This is a genomic window from Bradyrhizobium sp. URHA0013 (assembly GCF_000518345.1).
Lineage (GTDB): Bacteria > Pseudomonadota > Alphaproteobacteria > Rhizobiales > Xanthobacteraceae > Bradyrhizobium.
The window spans coordinates 300,739-321,453 of the sequence record NZ_JADK01000006.1; the positions used below are offsets into that span (position 1 = coordinate 300,739).

Here is a 20,715-nt window from a genome sequence, read left to right on the forward strand (position 1 = left end):
GCTCCTTGAGACCAAAAGGCTGGAAGTCAAGCTGGGCTCAAGGCCAAGACAGACGCAAAAGACAGATTCAAAGACCGGGAAGGACGCCGATGACCGTGCATACTGGAAGGCATTTTCTCCAGATTCCAGGACCGACCAACGTGCCCGACCGGGTGCTGCGGGCGATGGACATGCCGACGCTGGACCATCGCGGTCCGGAATTCGCAGAGCTCGGTTTTGCCGTCCTCGCCGGCATGCAGCGGGTGTTCCGCACCAAGCAGCCCGTGATCATCTTCCCCTCGTCCGGCACCGGCGCCTGGGAAGCCGCGATGGTCAACGTGCTCGCGCCCGGTGACAAGGTGCTGATGTGCGAGACCGGCCAGTTCGCCGTGCTGTGGCGCGGCATCGCCGACAAGTTCAAGCTCGACGTCGACTTCATCCCGAGCGACTGGCGCCATGGCGCCGATCTCGCCGAGATCGAGAAGCGCCTCGCCGCCGACAAGCAGCACACCATCAAGGCGGTCTGCGTCGTCCACAACGAGACCTCGACCGGCTGCGTGACGCCGCCGCTGGAGGTGCGCAAGCTGCTCGACCGGGTCAAGCATCCCGCGCTGCTGATGGTCGACACCATCTCCGGCCTCGGCTCGATCGAGTACGAGCACGATACCTGGGGCATCGACGTCTCGGTCGCCGGCTCGCAGAAGGGCCTGATGCTGCCGCCGGGCCTCGGCTTCAACGCCGTCTCGGAGAAAGCGCTCGCGGTGGCCAAGGCCAACCCCGGCATGCGCTCCTATTGGGACTGGCAGGAGGTCATCTCCTTCAACAAGCTCGGCACCTTCCCCTATACGCCCGCCACCAATTTGCTCTACGGCCTGCGCGAGGCGATCAAGATGCTGGAAGAGGAGGGGCTCGAGAACGTCTGGACCCGCCACAAGCGCCATAGCGCGGCGACGCGCGCCGCGATCAAGGTCTGGGGCCTGGAGACGCAGTGCGCCGATCCTGCCGCGCATTCGCCGGCGCTGACAGGCGTGCGCGTGCCTGATGGCCATGACGCCGATGCCTTCCGCAAGGTGGTGCTGGAAAACTTCGACATGTCGCTCGGCACTGGCCTGAACAAGGTCAAGGGCAAGGTGTTCCGCATCGGCCATATCGGCCATTTCAACGACCTGATGCTGATGGGGACGCTCGCCGGCGTCGAGATGGGCCTCGATCTTGCAAAGATCCCGCACCGGAGCGGCGGCGTGTTGGCGGCCATGGACGTCCTGAAGGGACGCGACGCGGTGCCGATGACCAAAGCTCAGGTGGCCTGAAGGCCCAGGTTGCCTGAACTAACCTAGAGAAAAGAGAGCGCGCGATGAACGCACCAACGACCGCCAACGAAGACCTGCTCTACTCCGTCACGGACGGCATCGCGCGGATCACCTTCAACCGCCCGCAGGCGCGCAACGCACTGACCTTCGCCATGTACGAGCGCATGGCGGAGATCTGCCAGGAGATCAACGCCGACCGCTCGATCAAGGCGCTGATCCTGACCGGCACCGGCGACAAGGCGTTTGCCTCCGGCACCGACATTTCTCAATTCCGTGCGTTCAAAACCGCGCAGGATGCGCTCGACTATGAGGCCCGCATCGACCGCGTGCTCGGCACGCTGGAGCAGTGCCGCGTGCCCGTGATCGCGGCGATCGCGGGGGCATGCACCGGCGGCGGCGCCGGAATTGCGGCTTGCTGCGACCTGCGCATCGGGACTGAAACGACGCGCATCGGGTTTCCGATCGCGCGCACGCTCGGCAACTGCCTGTCGATGTCGAACATCAGCCGCGTCGTCTCGCTGGTCGGCCCCGCCCGCACCAAGGATCTGATCTTCAAGGCACGCCTCGTCGAAGCGCCGGAAGCACTGGCGCTCGGCCTTCTCAACGAGATCGTTCCCGACGTCGAGACGCTGCAGCGCCGCGCCGACGAGACCGCCAGGCTCGTGGCGAGCCACGCCCCGCTGACGCTTGAAGCGACCAAGGAGGCAGTCCGCCGCATCCGCCGCACGCTGTCGCGCGAAGAGGGCGAGGATCTGATCCTCAAGGCCTATATGAGCGAAGATTTCCGCGAGGGAATGGACGCCTTCCTCAACAAGCGCACGCCGAACTGGAAGGGCAGGTAGCGCGAGCCCTTGCTTTGTTGCGCCGCTCCAGCTGCGGCGCAACAGGCGAAGCGATTGCTGACTCCACCGTCAGCCGTTCGATGCGCTCTCCGTTTTCACCGATTTTCAGACGGTTCCGTCCTCCGGAACCGCCATTGCGCGCGAGTGCCTGTGCGTTCACGTTGACGGCACGCCAAGCTCGGGCATAAGATCGTGGAGGTTGCATGATGCCGTCTCACATTTTTCGGGCCGGCAGGCGGGCAGCAAGTGATTTTGAGTCCAGTCGAATTGAGTGACGTGAGTTGCGTGAAACGTTCTGACCGACCGTGCCGCGAACTGATGTCATTGAACTGAAATTGAACTGAAAAAGCAGTGGACTAGGTTTCAATAACGCGAGCCGCGCCGGAATTTCCATTGCTGCTCACCATCCCGAAGCCAGGCGCGGCCTTGCGAATAAGCCATCCCTCTTAAGTCAATACCGATAATCCAAGATCCATAATCCAAGATCTATAATCCGAGACCCTTAAGCCAGACTCTTCAAGTCAAGACCGTTTGAGTCTCGTCTGATTTCTCAGACCGATTAGTCACGTCGTCGCACCCTCTGCGGCGGCGCCTTCATGACAACGCAGGCAGGGATTTTTCCATGACCAATCACACGCCGATTTTCACCTCGTCATCCGCGACGGGCAGCTTCACCGAGTTCGCCAATCTCAACGATTCAACCACGCTGCACACGCTGTCCGGGACGATGAGCTTCAAGGACAGCGACAAGATCGACACCCATACGACGGCAGCGACCCTGCATTCCGCGGTGCTGTCCAGCGGAACGATCATCCCGGCGGCGTCGCTTGCGCATTTCCAGGCTGCGATGCATTCGCAGATCCTGAGCGATTCAAACGGCAACGGCCAGCTCAAATGGAGCTTCAGCGACCAGGACCAGGATTTCGATTTCCTGTCCAAGAACCAGACGCTGGTCCTGACCTACGACGTCAAGGTCTCCGACAACCACGGCGGCTTCGCGATCCAGACCGTCAAGATCACGATCACCGGCACCGACGACAAGCCCGTCATCAACATGGGGACGGTCGCGACCGTCACCGAGCAGGCCAACCAGACGCTGTCGCTTTCGCCCGACACGGTTCACGTCGCGCTCAACTTCACTGACGACGATCTCACCAACACCGGTCATACCGCGACCGTGATCGGCGTATCCGCCTCCGGCGCCACCGCAGGCCTGTTGCCGGGTTCGCTCGGCGACGCCGAGCTGATGGCGTTCTACCACGTCGACAACGTCGTCAAGACGTCCGGCTCCTCGACGGGCACCATCAACACCACCTTCGCGGCGCCCGATCTCGCCTTCGACTATCTCGCGGCGGGCCAGCACCTCGATATCACCTACACGGTGCAGCTCGACGACCACGCCGGCGGAATTTCGACCCAGACGGTCAAGGTGACCGTGGTCGGCAGCAACGACAAGCCGATCTTCCTGTCGTGCCCGGAATCGGCCGCGCTCGTCGAGGATCACAATGTCGATCCGACCGGCAATCTCACCGCGCATGACAGTCTGGTCTTCGCCGACATCGATCTCGCCGACGCGCATTCCGTCTCGACGACGGTCACGGCGACCCGCTCGGGCGGAGGTTCGATACCCCTGACCAATGCTCAGCTCCTGGCTGCGTTCGGCACGGCGCTTCAGGATTCGACCGGCCACGTGATCGGCGAGGTCGACTGGAATTTCGCGTTTCCCAATTCCTCCACCAATTTCCTCAACGGCGGCGAGACGCTCAAGCTCGTCTATCACGTTGCGGTCGACGACGGTCACGGTGGCTCCACCACCCAGGACGTCACCATCACGATTCTCGGCACCAACCATCCCGTCGTGATCACGAGCGGTCCGGAATCCTCGACCGTGGCCGAGCAGGATGCCACCACAGGCTCGGCGGTGCCGGACACGACGCCGACGACTCCGGCGGGCACGCTGGCCTTCACCGACCAGGACACCAGCGACACGCATGCTGTGACAGTCACGCTCGGCGCGACCTCGGGGCCGACGCCGCCGGCCACGACGCAGGCCGATCTCGCCGCCGCGCTGACGACGACGCTGCACGATTCCACCGGCACCGGTACCGGCAGCATCGACTGGAATTTCGCGATTGCCGACAAGGATCTCGACTATCTCGCGTTCAACGAGACGCTGACGGTGAACTACGACATCAAGGTGGCCGACGGTTCGACCAGCTCGACGCAGACCGTCTCCGTCGTCATCACCGGCGCCAACGACGCGGTGGCGATGACCAGTGGACCGCAATCGGCTTCGCTGTCCGAGCAACCCGGCCAGGCCAATTCGTCAACGCCCGATACAACGGCGGTGCAGACGCTGAATTTTGCCGATGTCGATCTGGCCGATGTCCACTCGGTCGACGTGTCGCTCACCTCCGCGGTGTGGTCGGCCGATCCGTCTTTTGTTCCCGGTGAGACGCTGAATGCTCTGCAGTCGGCGCTCACAACGGTGCTGCACGATTCCACGGGTTTTGGCACGGGTGGCATCGACTGGAGCTTTAGTCTTCCCGACCAGGATCTGGACTTCCTGGGCATCAGCGACACGCTGACGGTAATCTACGACATCACGGTGACCGACGGTACGACGACCTCGACCCAGCATGTCACGATCACCGCGACCGGTGCGGCCGACCCCGTGATCGTCAATCCGGTCACCGCGACGATCAACGACTCGTCGTCCACCGACGCCGGAAGCTTCGTTGCCGTGGGCAACGCCATCCACGACGTGGCCGACAGCCCTGGTGACGGCGGTCTGTCGCTCAGCATCACCGCCGTAAACGGGCAAGCGGCCAATGTCGGCACGTCGATCGCCGCTGCGTACGGCTCGCTGTTGGTCGCATCCGACGGCACCTACCACTACACGGCGTCGCCGGCACTCGATCAGCTCCAGCTCGGAGACAACGCGACCGAACAGTTCACGATCACGGTGACCAATAGCCTCGGAGAGAGCCACGACACGACGCTGACGTTCAACGTGTTCGGCGCCGACGACGCGCCGATGATTACCGCGGCCAATTCGGTGGGAACACTGACCGAGGACGCGGGCCCTGCGGTCATCGTCAACGGCGGCTTCGAGGCCGGCAATCTGAGTGGCTGGACGGCGGTGGGAGCCTTTGCCAACCACCTGTTGTTGGGTGGCCAGTATGGCGACTACTCCGCGCTGCTCAGCGACGGCTTCCTGGAGCAGAACGTCGCCACCGTCGCCGGGCAGCACTACACGTTGAGCTTCGAGGTTGCCGGCGATGCCGAAGCGACATCCTCCTCGTTCTCGGTCTTCTGGGATGGCGTGCAGATCCACGGGGCGACCCAGGAGGCCCTCGGGTTCACTAAATTCACGTTCGACGTCGTTGGCGACGGAGGAGGTGGATCCACACCCCTGCAGTTCAACTTCTCTACCGACGGCGCCGGCCAGTTGCTCGATGCCGTCTCGGTTTCGCCGACGCCTGGACCTGCGGTGGAGACCACCGGCGGATCGATTTCGTTCTCCGACGCCGAGGCTGCGGATACCCATACGGCAAGCTTCACGGCCCAGGACGGCGGCTATGTCGGCACGTTCTCGCTCGATCCGGTCTCGGAGGTGCCGGGAAGCGGATCAATCGCCTGGCACTACACGGTCGACAACGCCGACATCCAGTTCCTGGCGCAGGGCCAGACGCTGGTGCAGACCTACGCCGTCACCATCCTCGACAGCAACGGCGCCTCCTCCAACGTGCAGAACATCTCGGTCGCCATCAACGGCACCAACGACGCGCCGACCGCGGTCAGCGAGACCGTGATCACCGATGTCGGCGCCAATGGCTCGGTCGTCATCCCCGGCTGGGCGCTGGCGCTGAACGACACGGATCCCGACACCACAGACCACCTCGGGCTCGGCGGCATCGCGGCGAGCTCCGGCGGCAGCGCCGGGCCGGGGCCCGGCTTTGCCTTCTTTACCGATGACGCGACGCCCGGCGGCTCGTTCAGCTATGCGGCCTCCGACGGGACGACGACCTCGTCCAACACCGCAACCGCAACCGTGATCAACAGCGCGGCCAACGCGACCACGCTGACCGGCACCGGCGGCGACGACGTCCTGATTGCCACCAACGGGACCGAGACGATGAGCGGCGGCGGCGGCAACGACGTGCTGATCGCCGCGGGCAGCGGCAATGTCATGACCGGTGGCGGCGGCAACGACACCTTCGCCTTCCTCCAGCCGTCCGGACCGAGCGTGGTCAGCGACTTCAACAACATCACCGAGCACGACCATATCGCCGTCTCCGCGAACGGTTTCGGTGGCGGGTTGGCGGCAGGCGTTGACGTGACGTTCGAGACTTCTGGCGACAATGTGTTCTCGGGCTTCTCCCAATTCCATTTCGATACGGGAAACCAGACGCTCTATTACAGCGCCGACGGCACCGATGGCGCGGCGATTGCCGTGGTCAGCGTCCAGAGCGGCGTGATGCTCAACCAGCACGACATATTGGTGGTTTAAGCCGCCGCCAACGAGCTGGAAAAACGACGTGCGGGCCCCGAAAGGGGCCCGCTTTTTTGCATTCTGCCCATCTCAGTCCAAAGTCATAAGGGGGATGACGTCGGATGGCTTGAACTCGGCTGGATTCGCCAGCACAATGGGCGCTGAATTCACCTCTGAATTTCCAATCCGAACAAGAACATAGGCAATAACTTGGGGAAGACGCGCGTGGGACATGGAATGAGGGCCGCGATGACGCTTGCGGCCGCGCTTTGCGGCACGCCGGCCTTTGCGGGATGGGAGCCGACCAAACCGGTCGAGATCGTGGTCGCGGCGGGCGCGGGCGGCGCCTCCGACCAGATGGCGCGGATGATGCAGGCCGCCATCCAGAAGAACAATCTGATGAAGCAGCCGATTGTGGTCTCGCTCAAGGGCGGTGCTTCCGGCGCGGAAGCACTGATGTACATGAAGTCCAGCGAGGGCGACCCCAACAAGGTGCTGATCGCCTATTCGCTGATCTACATGCTGCCGCTGTCGGCAAAGATCCCGTTCAACTGGCGTGAGCTAACCCCGGTTTCGGTGATCGCGCTCGACCAGTTTGTGCTGTGGGACAACAACGCGGGTCCCAGGACGGTGAAGGAGTTCGTCGCGGCCGCGAAGGCGGCAAGCGCGCCGTTCAAGATGGGCGGCACCGGCTCCAAGCGCGAGGATCACGTGCTGACCGTGTTTCTCGAGCAGAAGACCGGCGCGAAATTCTCCTATCTGCCCTACAAGTCCGGCGGCGAGGCCGCGACCCAGCTCGTCGGCAACCACACCGAATCCAACGTCAACAATCCATCCGAAAATCTCGAGGTCTGGCGCGCGGGCCAGGTGCGTCCGCTCTGCGTGTTCGACAAGGAACGAATCTCCTACACCAGCAAGGTGACGGACACGCAGTCCTGGGCCGACATCCCGACCTGCAAGGAGGAGGGCGTCGATGTCCAGTATCTGATGCTGCGCGCGATGTTCCTGCCCGGCAAGGTCACCGCCGAACAGCAGGCGTTCTATGTCGAGCTGTTCCACAAGGTGACGCAGACGTCCGAATACAAGGACTACATGGAAAAGCAGGCGCTGAAGCCGATCTTCCTGACCGGCAAGGACATGGTGCAATTCCTCGAGGAGGACGATGCAGTCAACAAGTCGCTGATGACGGAAGCCGGATTCGTCGCGAAGTGATTGCTTCACCTCGCCCCGCTTGCGGGGAGAGGTCGGATTGCATCGAAGATGCGATCCGGGGGAGGGGGGACTCTTCGCGAGTCCAACTCTCACCGTCCCCGCCGTGACTTCCCCTCACCCTAACCCTCTCCCCGCAGCGGGGAGAGGGGATCAGCCGTAGCGGTTGTTGTCAGCTCATGCCCCAAACCGATCTTGAAATCGTCGTCGATGATCCGACCGCGCCCGAAGACGACTCGCCTTCCGTCGTCTCCTCCGGCACGATCGAGATATTCGTCTGCCTCCTGCTGCTCGCGCTGGCCGCCACGCTCGGCTACGACAATTGGCGCACCGGCGCCTCCTGGGATTCGACCGGGCCGGAGCCCGGCTATTTCCCGTTCTACCTCTCCGTCATTCTCGGTGGCGCCAGCCTCTACGGCCTGATCGTGGCGCTGGTCGCGCATCGCGCGGCAGCTGAGACCTTCGTCACGCGCGCGCAAGCCCGCCGCGTGATGGCGGTGTTCGTGCCGACGCTGCTGTTCTGCCTGGCGACGCAGTTTCTCGGCCTCTATGTCGCGAGCTTCCTGCTGATCGCCAGCTTCATGCGTCTCGTCGGCAAGATCGCGCTGTGGAAGTCGCTGCTCACCGCTGTCGTATTCACGGCGATCATGTTCGTTACCTTCGACGTCGCCTTCGACGTCATCATGCCGAAAGGGCCGCTCGAAGCGGCCTTCGGCCACTAAGGCGGGCCCGCGATGGAAGCTCTCGGCCTGTTGCTTCACGGCTTCGCCGTCCTGCTGACGTGGAAGACGCTTGCGCTGATGATGGTCGGGCTGGTGCTCGGCATCTTCGTCGGCGTCTTGCCCGGGCTCGGCGGACCCAACGGCGTCGCGATCCTGTTGCCGCTCACCTTCACGATGGATCCGACCTCGGCGATCGTGATGCTGTCCTGCATCTATTGGGGCGCGCTGTTCGGCGGCGCGATCACCTCGATCCTGTTCAACATCCCGGGCGAGGCCTGGTCGGTCGCGACCACTTTCGACGGCTATCCGATGGCGCAGCAGGGCAGGGCGGCGGAAGCGCTGACGGCGGCGTTCACGTCCTCCTTCATCGGCTCGCTGGTCGCGGTGCTCCTGATCACCTTCCTCGCCCCGATGATCTCGTCCTTTGCGCTGAAGTTCGGTCCTCCCGAGTTCTTCGCGGTGTATCTGCTGACCTTCTGCTCCTTCGTCGGTCTTGGGCGCGAGGCCAAGCACAAGACCGTCATCTCGATGTCGCTGGGGCTGTTGCTCGCCGGCATCGGCATGGACACGGTGTCAGGCAATCTGCGCATGACCTTCGGCTCGTCCGAGCTTTTGCGCGGCATCAACTTCCTCGTCGCCGTCATCGGACTGTTCGGCATCAGCGAGATCCTGCTGACAATGGAGGAGCGCCTCGCCCTGCGCGGACACGCGGCGAGCATTTCGCTGCGCGTCGTGCTTGCTGTGTGGAAGGACCTGCCGAAATACTGGGTGACACTGCTGCGCTCCTCCTTCATCGGCTGCTGGCTCGGCATTACCCCGGGCGGCGCGATCGCGGCCTCTTTCATGGGCTACAATCTCGCCAAGCGTTTCTCCAAGGATCCCGAGAGCTTCGGCAAGGGCCGCATCGAGGGCGTGTTCGCGCCCGAGACGGCGGCGCATGCCTCCGGCACCGCGGCGCTGCTGCCGATGCTGGCGCTCGGCATTCCCGGCTCCGGCACCGCCGCGATCCTGCTCGGCGGGTTGATGGTGTGGGGGCTCAATCCGGGACCGTTGCTGTTCGTCGAGCACAAGGATTTCGTCTGGGGCCTGATCGCCTCGATGTATCTCGGCAATGTCGTCGGCCTCGTGCTGGTGCTGACGACTGTGCCGATCTTCGCCTCGATCCTGCGCGTGCCGTTCGCCGCGGTGGCGCCGATGATCGTGGTGTCATGCGCGATCGGCGCCTATGCGATCCAGAATGCGATGTTCGATATCTGGCTGATGCTCGGCTTCGGCGTCGTCGGCTACGTCTTCAAGAAGATCGGCATTCCGCTCGCGCCGTTCACGCTGGCGCTCGTGCTCGGCAACCGCGCCGAGGATGCCTTCCGTCTGTCGATGATCGGTGCCGGCGGCGACCTCAAGGTGTTCTGGTCGAACGGCTTGGTCGGCTCGATCACGACCTTGGCGATCGTGCTGCTGTTTTGGCCCGTGATCGACGCCTTGCTTGCCCGTGTCGGATTGACGCAGGGATCCAAGCCATCGTGAGCGAGAGGACAACCCAATCCTGCTTTGAAGCAGCGATTTATAGCCGAGCAGCTAGCTCGATTACCGGATCCGGCAACAAGCCTGTCCTATGACGGGCGTGATCGGTGTGAGCTAGATAACACGTAAAGTTGTATCATGTGATATAGAGCGTCCGCGGCTCATTGCAGCCGTGAGACTTATTCTCATCAATTTTTTTAGATTGGAGCCCGGAAATGAAGAGATTACCGAGATTGCTTGGTGTGTCTTTTGCGATCGTAGGGGCGATGATTGCACTCTCCGTCCTGGCAAGCCCCGCCAGTGCTCAAGCGAGCCGCACTTGGGTGTCTGGTGTCGGCGATGACGTCAATCCCTGCAGCCGTACGGCGCCTTGCAAGACCTTCGCCGGCGCTATTTCGAAGACCGCGGTGAACGGCGAGATCAATTGTCTCGATCCCGGCGGCTTCGGCGCCGTCAGCATCACGAAGTCGATCACGATCGATTGCCATGAGATCTTTGGCTCCATCCTCAATGCATCGACGAACGGCATCAACATCCTATTCGACTCTTTTGCAGGAACCGATGTCCGCAAGACGGTGAACATCCGCAACCTGAATTTGCAGGGAGCTGACACCGGCCTTAACGGCATTCGTATCATTGGTGCGGGGGCCGGAAGCTTCGTCAACGTCGAGGACTGCCTGATCAACGGCAATTTCGGCTCCCCTGGCACGGGCATTGCCGATCAGCGCACCAATGGAACGCTGAACGTCGTGAACACCACGATTCGAGATATGGGAGGCAGCGGCTTTACGATTGCAAGCGCGGCTGCGGGTCTGATCAAGGCAACGCTCAGCAACGTGAGGGTGATCAATTCGGCCAGCGGCGTCGCCGTTGGCGCTGGAGCCGCCGTTCATCTCAGCAATTCGCTCGTGTCGAGTAATTCGGTTGCCGGTATTTCAATCTCGGGCGGCGGCATCAACGTGGACGCGACCACGATTTCTTTCAACTTGGTCGGCGTCAAGCAAGCGGGCGGATCGGTCAACCTGTCCAACAACGACCTTTCATTCAACACCACCGGTGTGTCGGGTACGGTCAACTCGCATTCGAACAATCGCTTCGACAGCAACGGCGCCGGCGGGACGATCACGCCAATCGGCAGCACGACCAATCCGACCGGGTTGCAGTAACAATCTGGATCGCAGCGACGCGTAGGTCGTCGCTCACGCAAGACGGAAAAGCCCCGGCTCGCCGGGGCTTTTATTTGCGGGAAACGAGAAATTGGCGCCGGCGGACCGGTACTCCCACGCTAACTTGGTCCGGCGATCCGAACTTCGCGATCATACTGCTGCTTCTTGCCAGCCGTCGGGTGGTGCCCTGCCTGCGTCGGATCGTCGCTGGGAATGGAAGTGGAGCGACGACGATCGGAATCTCCTCTGGATTCAAATGCTTAAGAGATGTCGTCCTGGTCCTAGACGTTAGACGCTGCGATTGTTTCGGGTTGTTGCTGACGCGGCACAGCCCTTTGGCGCTCCTCGGCGTATATCTTCATCACAAAATTGTGCGGAGGAATTGCCATGAAGCGGATTGTGATTGGAATGGCGGCGGCGATGTCGCTGTTCGCGACGGGCGCACTGGCTGCCGATCTGGCCGCTAGGCCCTACGTCAAGGCGCCGGTCATGGTTGATCCGGTCTGGAGCTGGACCGGATTCTACGTCGGCGCCAATGGCGGCTACAGCTGGGGCCGCTCGCGCACCGACGTCTCCTACTTCAATTCGGCAACAGGTGCTGCGATCGTGCCGCCCGCCGGCTCCATCACCAATGCGTCGTTCGACATGAACGGCGGCATCGCGGGCGGTCAGGCCGGCTACAACTGGCAGAGCGCCAACTGGGTCTACGGCATCGAGGGCGACCTGCAATGGTCGGGCGAGAAGGGCCGCGCCGGCTATAGCTGCGTTATCGCCACGCTTGCCGGCGGCGCCTGCCTTCCCGGTTTGACTTTCGCGCCCGCTGGTCTCGGGACTGCCACCACCCTGACGGTCGATCAGCATCTCCAGTGGTTCGGCACGGTGCGCGGCCGCGTCGGCATCCTGGCGACGCCCAAGGTGCTGTTCTACGGCACCGGCGGTTTGGCCTTCGGCGAAATCAAGACCACGGGCACCATGACCGGCTTCACGCCCGCGGGTGTCGCGATCGCCTCGGCCGGCTCGAATTCGACGACGCGCGCCGGCTGGACTGCCGGCGTGGGCGTCGAGGGCAAGATCACCCAGAACTGGAGCGCCAAGCTCGAATATCTCTATATGGATCTCGGCACCTTCTCGTCCGGTCCGTTCACGCTGGCGCCGCTCTCCACGGTCAGTGCCAACGTATCGTCGCGCTTCACCGACCACATCCTGCGCGCCGGCATCAACTACCAGTTTGGCGGCCCGGTGGTCGCCAGATACTAAGATCAACAGAGGCCGTCAAGAACAAGCGAAGCCCGGCTCAAGCCGGGCTTTGTCGTTTCGGGCATGGTTATTCGACCTCGCGTTGCCTGCTCATTGCTCCGCGAGTCAATAAGCCCGGCGAGCGCCGGGCTTATTCGTTCGCCAACCTCTCAACGTCTAATGAGCACTCACACCACTTTGGCGTCCCTGAGCTTGGCAATCTCGTCCGTGCCGAAGCCGAACTCCGTCAGCACTTCGTCGGTCTGCTCGCCGAATTCCGGCGGCCGCGCCACCATCCTGCTCGGCGTGCGCGACAGCGTCACCGGCTGGCCGACCAGGCGGATCTCGCGACCCTCTTCATTCGGCACCTCCTGCGCGATGCCGAGATGCCTGACCTGCTCGTCTTCGAACATCTGGTCGATAGCGTAGATCGGCCCGCAGGGCACGCCGGCCTCGTTGAGTTCACGGACCCACGTCTCGGTGGACTTCGTCAAGGTACGCTTCTCGATCTCGGCATTGAGCGCGTCGCGGTTCTTGGAGCGGGCGGGCGCGGTCAGATAGTCGGGATGGCTGTAGAGTTCCGGCGCGCCGATCGCCTGCGCGCAGCGCTCCCAGATCCGGCCGCCCGTGGTGGCGATGTTGATGTAGCCGTCCGAGGTCTTGAACACGCCGGTCGGAATGCTGGTCGGGTGGTTGTTGCCGGCCTGCTTGGCCACTTCCTTTTCCATCAGCCAGCGTGCGGCCTGGAAGTCGAGCATGAAGATCTGGGCCTGCAGCAGCGAGGTCTGCACCCACTGGCCCTTGCCCGAAACCTCGCGCTCCAGCAGTGCGGTGAGGATGCCCATGGCACAGAACAGACCGGCGGTGAGGTCGGCGACCGGAATGCCGACCCGCATCGGGCCTTCGCCCGGCGCGCCGGTGATCGACATCAGTCCGCCCATGCCTTGCGCGATCTGATCGAAGCCCGGCCGCTTGTGGTAGGGCCCGTCCTGGCCGAAGCCGGAGATGCTGCCGTAGACGAGGCGGGGGTTGATCCTGGCGAGACCTTCATAGTCGATGCCGAGCTTCTTCTTCACGTCGGGCCGGAAATTCTCCACCACAACGTCGGCCTTGGCAGCGAGGCGCTTGAACACGGCGAGCCCGCGCTCGTCCTTCAGGTTCAGCGTCATCGCCCGCTTGTTGCGATGCAAGTTCTGGAAGTCGGAGCCCCGCCGCGGCCCGCCCGGCTGTTCGCCGCCGGCATCCTCGGTGAGCGCGTCGATCTTGATCACGTTCGCGCCCCAATCCGCGAGCTGCCGCACGCAGGTGGGCCCGGACCGGACGCGGGTCAGATCGAGCACGGTGAAGCGTGACAGGGCTTCCGAGGCATGCGGAAAGGGCATCTTGATGGGCTCCGGGACAGATTGCGGCCCTACCATAGTGCCGAAAGACCATGCAGCAAGACGTCACGCGGCAGGTCAGGGCCGCGCGGATGCCACCTGTCGAAATGCAATGCCTGAGGGGCGCCCGCGAAGGATCAGCGCGCCAGCCGCTTCAGCTCAGTGCGCGCCTGCGCGGCCAGCGGGTCATCGCCGTGGCGCGCAATGAACAGCTCGAACGCCGCCCGCGTTCCCGTGCGACGGGCGGATTCGTACTCCTCCGCGACCGCAGCCGAGGGGTCGCGGGCCATTGGAACGGAGGGCGCGCGCCCCGCTGTGCCGCCTTGTTTGCCGCTCTCATCCGCGTTGGCTTTTCCGACCATGTCAGGCAGTCCTCCGAAGGGCTGTTGGCCCGACCCTGCGAGCGCCACCAGGGCGCCGAACAGACCGGCCGAGAGAGAACGTGGTTTCATGATTTCACTCGCAACACGGCAGCTAGCCGGAACCGACGTCCTTGCCCTGGCCCGTATGAATACGGGATTTGATGGCTAACACGGCCTTACGGAAGGAGTCTGGACCGGTTCGCCAAAATTAAACCAAACGTTCAACTCTCAAGCTAGAATCACCTGTCGCGCCCCGAATCGAACGGGGTTTGCTGCTTCGGAGATTCCCTTGGCTACCGCCGTCAACGTCAGTGCCACCAACAACGCCGAGATCGACGGCCTGCTGTCGGGCTACAAATGGACCGGCACGATTACCTACAGCTTTCCGGACGCTGCAAGCGACTACGCCAGTCCCTACAGCGGCGGCAGCAGTGAGCCGACGACCTCGGGTTTTGCCTCGGCGCCGAGTCAGATGCAGGCGGCGATCAATTACGCGATCGGACTGATCCTCGGCTACACCAACGCCAACATCCAGTACGCCGGGACGAACGGCGCCGACATCATGGTCGCGCAGTCGCCGGCCGCCAGTCCGACCTCCTATGCCTATTACCCCGGCAACTACGCGTCCGGCGGCGACATCTGGTTCGGAACTGCCTACAACTATTCGCTGGCTGCGCTCGGCAATTATTATTTTGCGACTGCGTTGCACGAACTCGGGCACGCCCTTGGCTTGAAGCACAGTCAGGAGGCAGGCGGCCCCGCCAATGTCGCGGTGCCGAGCGCGCACGACGACAGCGAATACACCGTCATGAGCTATCGCAGCTATGTCGGTGCTTCGACCACGAGCGGCTACACCAACGAGGCCTATGGATATTCGCAGACCTATATGGCCAACGATATCCTCGCGCTGCAGACGATGTACGGCGCGGACTACTCCACCCAGAGCGGGACCACCGTCTATTCATGGAGCTCCACCACTGGGCAGGAGTTCATCAACGGCGCTGGCCAGCCGGCCGACAATGGCGGTGCCGGTGGCTCGGCCAATCGCATCTACGAGACGATCTGGGATGGTGGCGGCGTCGATACCTATGACCTTTCGAACTACACGACGAACCTGAGCATCAATCTCAATCCAGGTGCGTCGTCCGTGTTCTCGTCGGTTCAACTCGCCAATCTCGGAAACGGCCACTACGCGTCGGGTAACGTCTACAATTCCTATCTCTACAACAACGACGCGCGTTCCTACATCGACAACGCCATCGGCGGCTCCGGCAACGACACGATCGTCGGCAATGCCATCGCCAACGCACTGAACGGCGGTTCCGGCAACGATACGCTGACCGGCGGCGGCGGCAACGACACCATCACCGGCGGCTCGGGCACCGATACCTCGGTGTATTCGGGCAACAAGGCGAACTACGCGATAACCTACAGCACGATCACGCAAAGCTTTACTGTGGTTGATCAGCGATCCGGTTCTCCCGACGGAACTGACACCGTGAGCGGTGTCGAGTCTTTCCAGTTCGCCGATGGTGTGACGGCAAGCTCCGTCCTGATGGGGCCTCCTCGGCCCGATCTGTCCGAGTACATCGCCGTCAACCAGAGTTCGGTTCCGGCCGGAGGTAACCTGACGGTTGACGCCTACAACATGAATCTGGGCGATGACGTGGCGGGGCCGTCCACCGCGCGGATCTATCTCTCCACCGACGCGACGATCACCACGTCGGATACCCTGCTCGCGACCGTGTCGACCTCAATGACCCTCGCGACGGTGAACCAACCCGGCTACTACGACCATCAGACGATCCTGGTCGCGCTTCCCGGCAATTTGGCGCCTGGCACCTACTACATCGGTGGTATCGCCGACTACAACAACCAGCTTGGCGAGCGCGACGAGACCAATAACACCTATAATGTGGCACAGATCACGGTGACGGCGGCAGGTCATCCTGACCTGTCCGAATATGTAGCCGTGGACAAGACGACGGTTGCCGCCGGCAGCGGCGTGACAGTCGATGCCTACAACATGAACCTCGGCAACGCCGTGGCCGGGCCCACGACCGCTGGAATCTATATTTCCGCCGACGCGACGATCACCACATCGGATACGCTGCTCACGACGGTCGCGACGTCGACGACGCTGGCGACCGTCAGTCTGCCCGGCTATTACGATCATCAGACGGTCGCCGTGACGCTGCCCGGCAATCTTGCGCCCGGCACCTATTACATCGGGGGACTTTCCGACTACAACAATCTACTCAGCGAGAGCAACGAGACCAACAACACCTACAACGTCGTTCAGGTCACGGTGACTGCGCCGACGCAGCCTGATCTGTCCGAATATGTTGCAGTGAACAAGACGACCGCTTTGGCGGGCGACAGTTTGACGGTCGACGCTTACAACATGAACCTCGGCAACGGGGTGGCGGCGTCTCCGACTACGGCCGGCATTTATATCTCGACTGATGCGACCATCACGACGTCGGACACGCTGCTCACGACGATTTCGACGTCAACGACGCTGGCAACGGTGAGCCAGCCCGGCTACTTCGATCACCAGACGGTCACGGTGACGCTGCCGGGCAATCTGGCGCCGGGCACGTACTACATCGGCGGCCTTGCCGACTATAACAATCACCTCGCCGAGAGCAGCGAGACCAACAACGCCTACAATGCGGTGCAGGTCACGGTGGCTGCCGCGAGCAGCCCGGCCGCAGCGCAAGCATCCGTCCACGATAACTTTGCGTTGCTTCCCGCGGCCAACGCGCCGTCACCTGGTGGTACGGTCGGGGCGGATTATGCCCAAGCCGCAGAGTGGGCTTCGGCGTTTACGGCCCAGAGCTTGGCCGCCGCGACCGAGCCGGTGCCCACGCACTCGGCGCTCGACAATTTAGCCGACCTCCCTCAGCACCATCTCAGCGACTATCATCTGGTCTGATCAAGATGTGCTCCGGCCGCTGAGGCTGGGAGCGCCTCCCAGATGCCGACGCTGCAGGCCGATCCGGAAGCAGCCCTTGCCATTTGCCATTGCATATCGAGGCCTGGGGCTATCCGGGCCCGTTGAAAACGTGCAATCTTGGTGGTTACAATCGCAATGGTTGCAGCCCGCCTGCCGGCTCTCTCTCTAGGAAATTTCGGACTTTGACCATGAGGAAGGGAATAAGTGATGAAACGCCGTTCATCTCTGATCTGCGGGACTGGTCGGCCGATTTCTTCAACGCCGCAGCGGATGCAGTTTCCTTTCCGTGGGTCTGGGATAGCGTAACGGGCGTTGCTCACGCGCCTTCGGTCGCTTCGCAGGTCGGCGCGACTCTGACTCCCGCCGTCGAGTCCCCCGTTGCGCGGGATGGCGCCAATGACGACGTCGCTGGCCTGATCCACGAGGAGGTCACTGACGAAGGATTCTCTTGGCACGCGCCCGAAGCAGCCCTGGTCGCCTTTGACGGCGAAAGCTCGGTGCCGGCGGTCACTACGACAGGGACGTCAGTTTTGCCCGTCGCGATGCATTCGGCTATCGATCGCGTTGTTGCCCCTCTGCCAGACCTGGTTGGGGGCGGCCACGACGGTGGCGTCGTGGCCGCAGCGTACACAGATGATCAGGCGTTCTTCACCAGCCCGCGGGCGGCCGTGTACGGCGCTCCTTCGGCAGCGACCATGGCAGGCCCTCAGGCGACATCGTCAGACGTCGTCACGAATGCCGGCATAGGATCCCACGGCGCCACCGCCGCTCAGGTGCAACAGGCCCTGAACGAGAGTGCATCGAACGCCAACGGTGCTGGAATCAAGGTTGGCGTGCTCTCCGATAGTTTCAACAATCTCGGAGGCTATGCCAACGACAAGGCAAGCGGAGTATTGCCCACCGTTCAGGTGCTCCAGGATATTTCGTCAGGCGGCAGCGACGAAGGCCGCGCGATGTTGCAGATCGTGCACGATATCGCTCCTAACGCCAACCTCGCATTCTACACCGCCGACCTGGGCGAGCAGGCGTTCGCCAATGGAATCCTGGCGCTTGCGGCCGCCGGCTGCAAGGTGATCTGCGATGACGTGACCTATCTCGACGAGCCGTTCTTCGGTGGAGGCGTGATTGCGCAGGCAATTCAAACCGTCGAGGCGCAAGGCGTCACCTACATTACGTCCGCCGGCAACAATGCAAGCACAGCCTATCAGGCGGCCTGGACGCCTGGGTCGGGATATTTCGACGGCTTGTTTTTTACCGATGCCCAACTCTTCGGCGGCAGCATTTCCCAGACCCTCACGATCACCGCGAGCTCAAGCGAGCCGGTTCCGCTGCTGCTTGAATGGAACAAGGCTTACGGGCAGGCAAATTTCAATTCCGGGCAGGCGCCCGATATCGACATGTTTGTCTTCCAAAATGGAAGCCTGATTGGACAAGCGACCAATGCTTCCGTCGGCGAGCCGAACAATCCGTTTACCGCATTCGAGTTTACCGCCTCGGGCACCTACCAGATTGTGATCTCCAACAATTTCGGACCGGATCCCGGCCTGATCAAGGAAATCCTGTTCGGCAACGGCCTGCCCGAGACTATCAGCGGCGCGAACTCCGGTACCGTCATGGGACACGCCTTGACTCCCGGCGCGATCACGGTGGGCGCCGTCAGCACCGCCACCACGCCGGCGTTTGGCTTCAGTACGCCGGTCAGCGAAAACTTTTCATCGTCAGGTGCCGGCTCGCAACTACTTTATGACAGCAACGGGACGGCGCTGCCTTCGCCCCAGTTCATAAGTCCAGTTGACGTCTCGAGCGTAGACAATATCGCCACGACGGTTGCGGGCGGACTTAGCGATTTTTACGGCACCTCCGCCGCGTCGGCGAGCCTGGCCGGCGTGGCCGCCGTGATCCTGGGGGCCAACCCGTACCTCTCACCTGCCCAAGTCGAGCAGATCATGAAGGAAACGGCGACACCGATGTCCAATCCGGCTGTCAGTGGTGCGGGGCTGGTGAACGTCGATGCGGCCGTCGCTGCGGCCGTCGCACTGCTTTTGCCGGATCTCGCTGAATACGTCGCCGTGAACAAGACCACCGCTGCCGTCGGGAGCAGTTTGACGGTCGATGCCTACGACATGAATCTCGGCAAAGGAGTGGACGCGACCCCGACGACTGCCGGAATCTATCTCTCAACCGACGCGACGATCACCACGTCGGACACGCTGCTTACCACATTGACGACGTCATCGACGCTGGCGACCGTCAGTTTGCCCGGCTACTACGACCACCAGACGGTTACGGTGACGCTGCCGGGCAATCTGGCGCCGGGCGCCTACTACGTCGGTGGCATTGCCGACTCCAGCAACCACCTCACGGAGAGCGACGAGACCAACAACACCTACAACGAGGTACAGATCACGGTGACGGCACCGCTGCCGCCCGATCTGTCCGAATATGTGGCTCTGAACAAGACGACGGTTGCCGCCGGCGGCGGCCTGACAGTTGATGCCTACAACATGAACCTCGGCAACGGCGTGGACGCGACCCCGACGACCGCCGGAATTTATCTCTCAACCGACGCGACGATTACGACGTCGGATACGCTGCTCACGACGATTTCGACATCGACCATGCTGGCGACGGTAAGCCAGCCTGGTTACTACGATCATCAGACGGTTACAGTAACGCTGCCCGGCAATCTGGCGCCAGGCACCTATTACGTCGGTGGACTCTCCGACTACAACAATCACCTCAGCGAGAGCAACGAGACCAACAACAGCTACAACGTCGTTCAGGTCACGGTGACTGCGCCGGCGCAGCCTGATCTGTCCGAATACGTCGCAGTGAACAAGACGACCGTTTTGGCCGGCGACAGTTTGACGGTCGACGCTTACAACATGAACCTTGGCAACGCGGTGGCGGCGTCTCCGACGACCGCCGGCATTTATATCTCGACTGATGCGACCATCACGACGTCGGACACGCTGCTCACGACGATTTCGACGTCGTCGACGCTGGCAACGGTGAGCCAGCCCGGTTACTACGATCATCAGACTGTCACGGTGACGCTGCCCGGCAATCTGGCGCCGGGGACGTACTACATCGGGGGCCTTGCCGACTATAACAATCACCTCGCCGAGACCAGCGAGACCAACAACGCCTACAACGTGGTGCAGGTCACGGTGGCTGCCGCGAGCAGCCCGGCCGCAGCGCAAGCGCAAACTGCTTCATCACCGCCGGCGCAGACAACGACGAATGCCCACGACAACTTCGTGCTATCCCAGACGAGCAATGGGCCAGTGCCCAGCGGAGCGCACTGGGCCGATCATGGCCAACTCACGCAATTCGTCCCACCGTTGGCGACGGGGATTCAGCAATTGGCGGACACGACGGATGCTCATTTCGTATTCGACAATGTATCCGACGCCGCACAGCACCATATGGGCGATTATCACCTGACCTGATCGATACGCGTTCGCACTGCAGCTCTGGATTCTCCGGTTTCCCTGCACTAGTCTGGCGACCCGGTAGCAAGCGGGCGAGAGGA

12 protein-coding genes are annotated in these 20,715 nt (G+C 62.5%); 10 read left to right on the plus strand and 2 right to left on the minus strand.

Features of this window, described 5'->3' with window-relative positions:
* Nucleotides 1-89: 89 nt before the first annotated feature.
* The 8 genes from N551_RS0109200 (at nt 90) to N551_RS0109235 (ending at nt 12,501) form a co-directional block, all read left to right on the plus strand.
* Entirely contained in the window at nt 90-1,289 is a 1,200-nt protein-coding gene (locus N551_RS0109200; protein WP_027566725.1) for an alanine--glyoxylate aminotransferase family protein, read from the plus strand.
* 44 nt (nt 1,290-1,333) lie between these two features.
* On the plus strand, nt 1,334-2,131 hold the full coding sequence (locus N551_RS0109205; RefSeq protein WP_027566726.1) for an enoyl-CoA hydratase/isomerase family protein: 798 nt from the start codon (nt 1,334-1,336) through the stop codon (nt 2,129-2,131).
* Between the two features lie 622 nt (nt 2,132-2,753).
* Nucleotides 2,754-6,644 (plus strand): VCBS domain-containing protein, encoded by a 3,891-nt coding sequence (locus N551_RS0109210; protein ID WP_051462652.1) that lies wholly within the window; start codon nt 2,754-2,756, stop codon nt 6,642-6,644.
* Nucleotides 6,645-6,863: 219 nt separating this feature from the next.
* Complete coding sequence (locus tag N551_RS0109215; RefSeq protein ID WP_027566728.1) at nt 6,864-7,838, plus strand: tripartite tricarboxylate transporter substrate binding protein; 975 nt, start codon at nt 6,864-6,866, stop codon at nt 7,836-7,838.
* Between the two features lie 176 nt (nt 7,839-8,014).
* Entirely contained in the window at nt 8,015-8,557 is a 543-nt protein-coding gene (locus N551_RS0109220; RefSeq protein ID WP_027566729.1) for a tripartite tricarboxylate transporter TctB family protein, read from the plus strand.
* Nucleotides 8,558-8,569: 12 nt separating this feature from the next.
* Nucleotides 8,570-10,081, plus strand: a complete 1,512-nt coding sequence (locus N551_RS0109225) for a tripartite tricarboxylate transporter permease (protein WP_027566730.1) — start codon at nt 8,570-8,572, stop codon at nt 10,079-10,081.
* A 239-nt stretch (nt 10,082-10,320) separates the two neighbouring features.
* On the plus strand, nt 10,321-11,244 hold the full coding sequence (locus tag N551_RS35270) for a right-handed parallel beta-helix repeat-containing protein (RefSeq protein WP_155809571.1): 924 nt from the start codon (nt 10,321-10,323) through the stop codon (nt 11,242-11,244).
* Between the two features lie 387 nt (nt 11,245-11,631).
* Entirely contained in the window at nt 11,632-12,501 is an 870-nt protein-coding gene (locus N551_RS0109235) for an outer membrane protein (protein WP_027566731.1), read from the plus strand.
* A gap of 167 nt (nt 12,502-12,668) precedes the next feature.
* On the opposite strand, the gene N551_RS0109240 is transcribed toward N551_RS0109235, so the two are convergent.
* Together N551_RS0109240 and N551_RS0109245 are read right to left on the minus strand one after the other, a co-directional pair.
* Nucleotides 12,669-13,862 (minus strand): CaiB/BaiF CoA-transferase family protein, encoded by a 1,194-nt coding sequence (locus tag N551_RS0109240; RefSeq protein WP_027566732.1) that lies wholly within the window; start codon nt 13,860-13,862, stop codon nt 12,669-12,671.
* Nucleotides 13,863-13,996: 134 nt separating this feature from the next.
* Nucleotides 13,997-14,311 carry a hypothetical protein gene (locus N551_RS0109245; RefSeq protein ID WP_027566733.1) on the minus strand — a complete coding sequence of 105 codons (315 nt, stop codon included), beginning with the start codon at nt 14,309-14,311 and terminating at the stop codon, nt 13,997-13,999.
* Nucleotides 14,312-14,510: 199 nt separating this feature from the next.
* On the opposite strand from N551_RS0109245, the gene N551_RS37815 reads away from it, so the two are divergent.
* Both N551_RS37815 and N551_RS36530 read left to right on the plus strand, forming a co-directional pair.
* Nucleotides 14,511-17,159, plus strand: a complete 2,649-nt coding sequence (locus N551_RS37815; RefSeq protein WP_027566734.1) for a M10 family metallopeptidase C-terminal domain-containing protein — start codon at nt 14,511-14,513, stop codon at nt 17,157-17,159.
* 209 nt (nt 17,160-17,368) lie between these two features.
* On the plus strand, nt 17,369-20,632 hold the full coding sequence (locus N551_RS36530) for a S8 family serine peptidase (RefSeq protein ID WP_081747809.1): 3,264 nt from the start codon (nt 17,369-17,371) through the stop codon (nt 20,630-20,632).
* Nucleotides 20,633-20,715 lie beyond the last annotated feature (83 nt).

What these genes read in the sequence shown, in the direction of transcription:
- N551_RS0109200 (WP_027566725.1), top strand. Translation starts at nt 90, where the DNA reads ATGACCGTGCATACTGGAAGGCATTTTCTCCAGATTCCAGGACCGACC.
- N551_RS0109205 (WP_027566726.1), top strand. Translation starts at nt 1,334, where the DNA reads ATGAACGCACCAACGACCGCCAACGAAGACCTGCTCTACTCCGTCACG.
- N551_RS0109210 (WP_051462652.1), top strand. Translation starts at nt 2,754, where the DNA reads ATGACCAATCACACGCCGATTTTCACCTCGTCATCCGCGACGGGCAGC.
- N551_RS0109215 (WP_027566728.1), top strand. Translation starts at nt 6,864, where the DNA reads ATGAGGGCCGCGATGACGCTTGCGGCCGCGCTTTGCGGCACGCCGGCC.
- N551_RS0109220 (WP_027566729.1), top strand. Translation starts at nt 8,015, where the DNA reads ATGCCCCAAACCGATCTTGAAATCGTCGTCGATGATCCGACCGCGCCC.
- N551_RS0109225 (WP_027566730.1), top strand. Translation starts at nt 8,570, where the DNA reads ATGGAAGCTCTCGGCCTGTTGCTTCACGGCTTCGCCGTCCTGCTGACG.
- N551_RS0109235 (WP_027566731.1), top strand. Translation starts at nt 11,632, where the DNA reads ATGAAGCGGATTGTGATTGGAATGGCGGCGGCGATGTCGCTGTTCGCG.
- N551_RS0109240 (WP_027566732.1), bottom strand. Translation starts at nt 13,862, where the DNA reads ATGCCCTTTCCGCATGCCTCGGAAGCCCTGTCACGCTTCACCGTGCTC.
- N551_RS0109245 (WP_027566733.1), bottom strand. Translation starts at nt 14,311, where the DNA reads ATGAAACCACGTTCTCTCTCGGCCGGTCTGTTCGGCGCCCTGGTGGCG.
- N551_RS36530 (WP_081747809.1), top strand. Translation starts at nt 17,369, where the DNA reads ATGAGGAAGGGAATAAGTGATGAAACGCCGTTCATCTCTGATCTGCGG.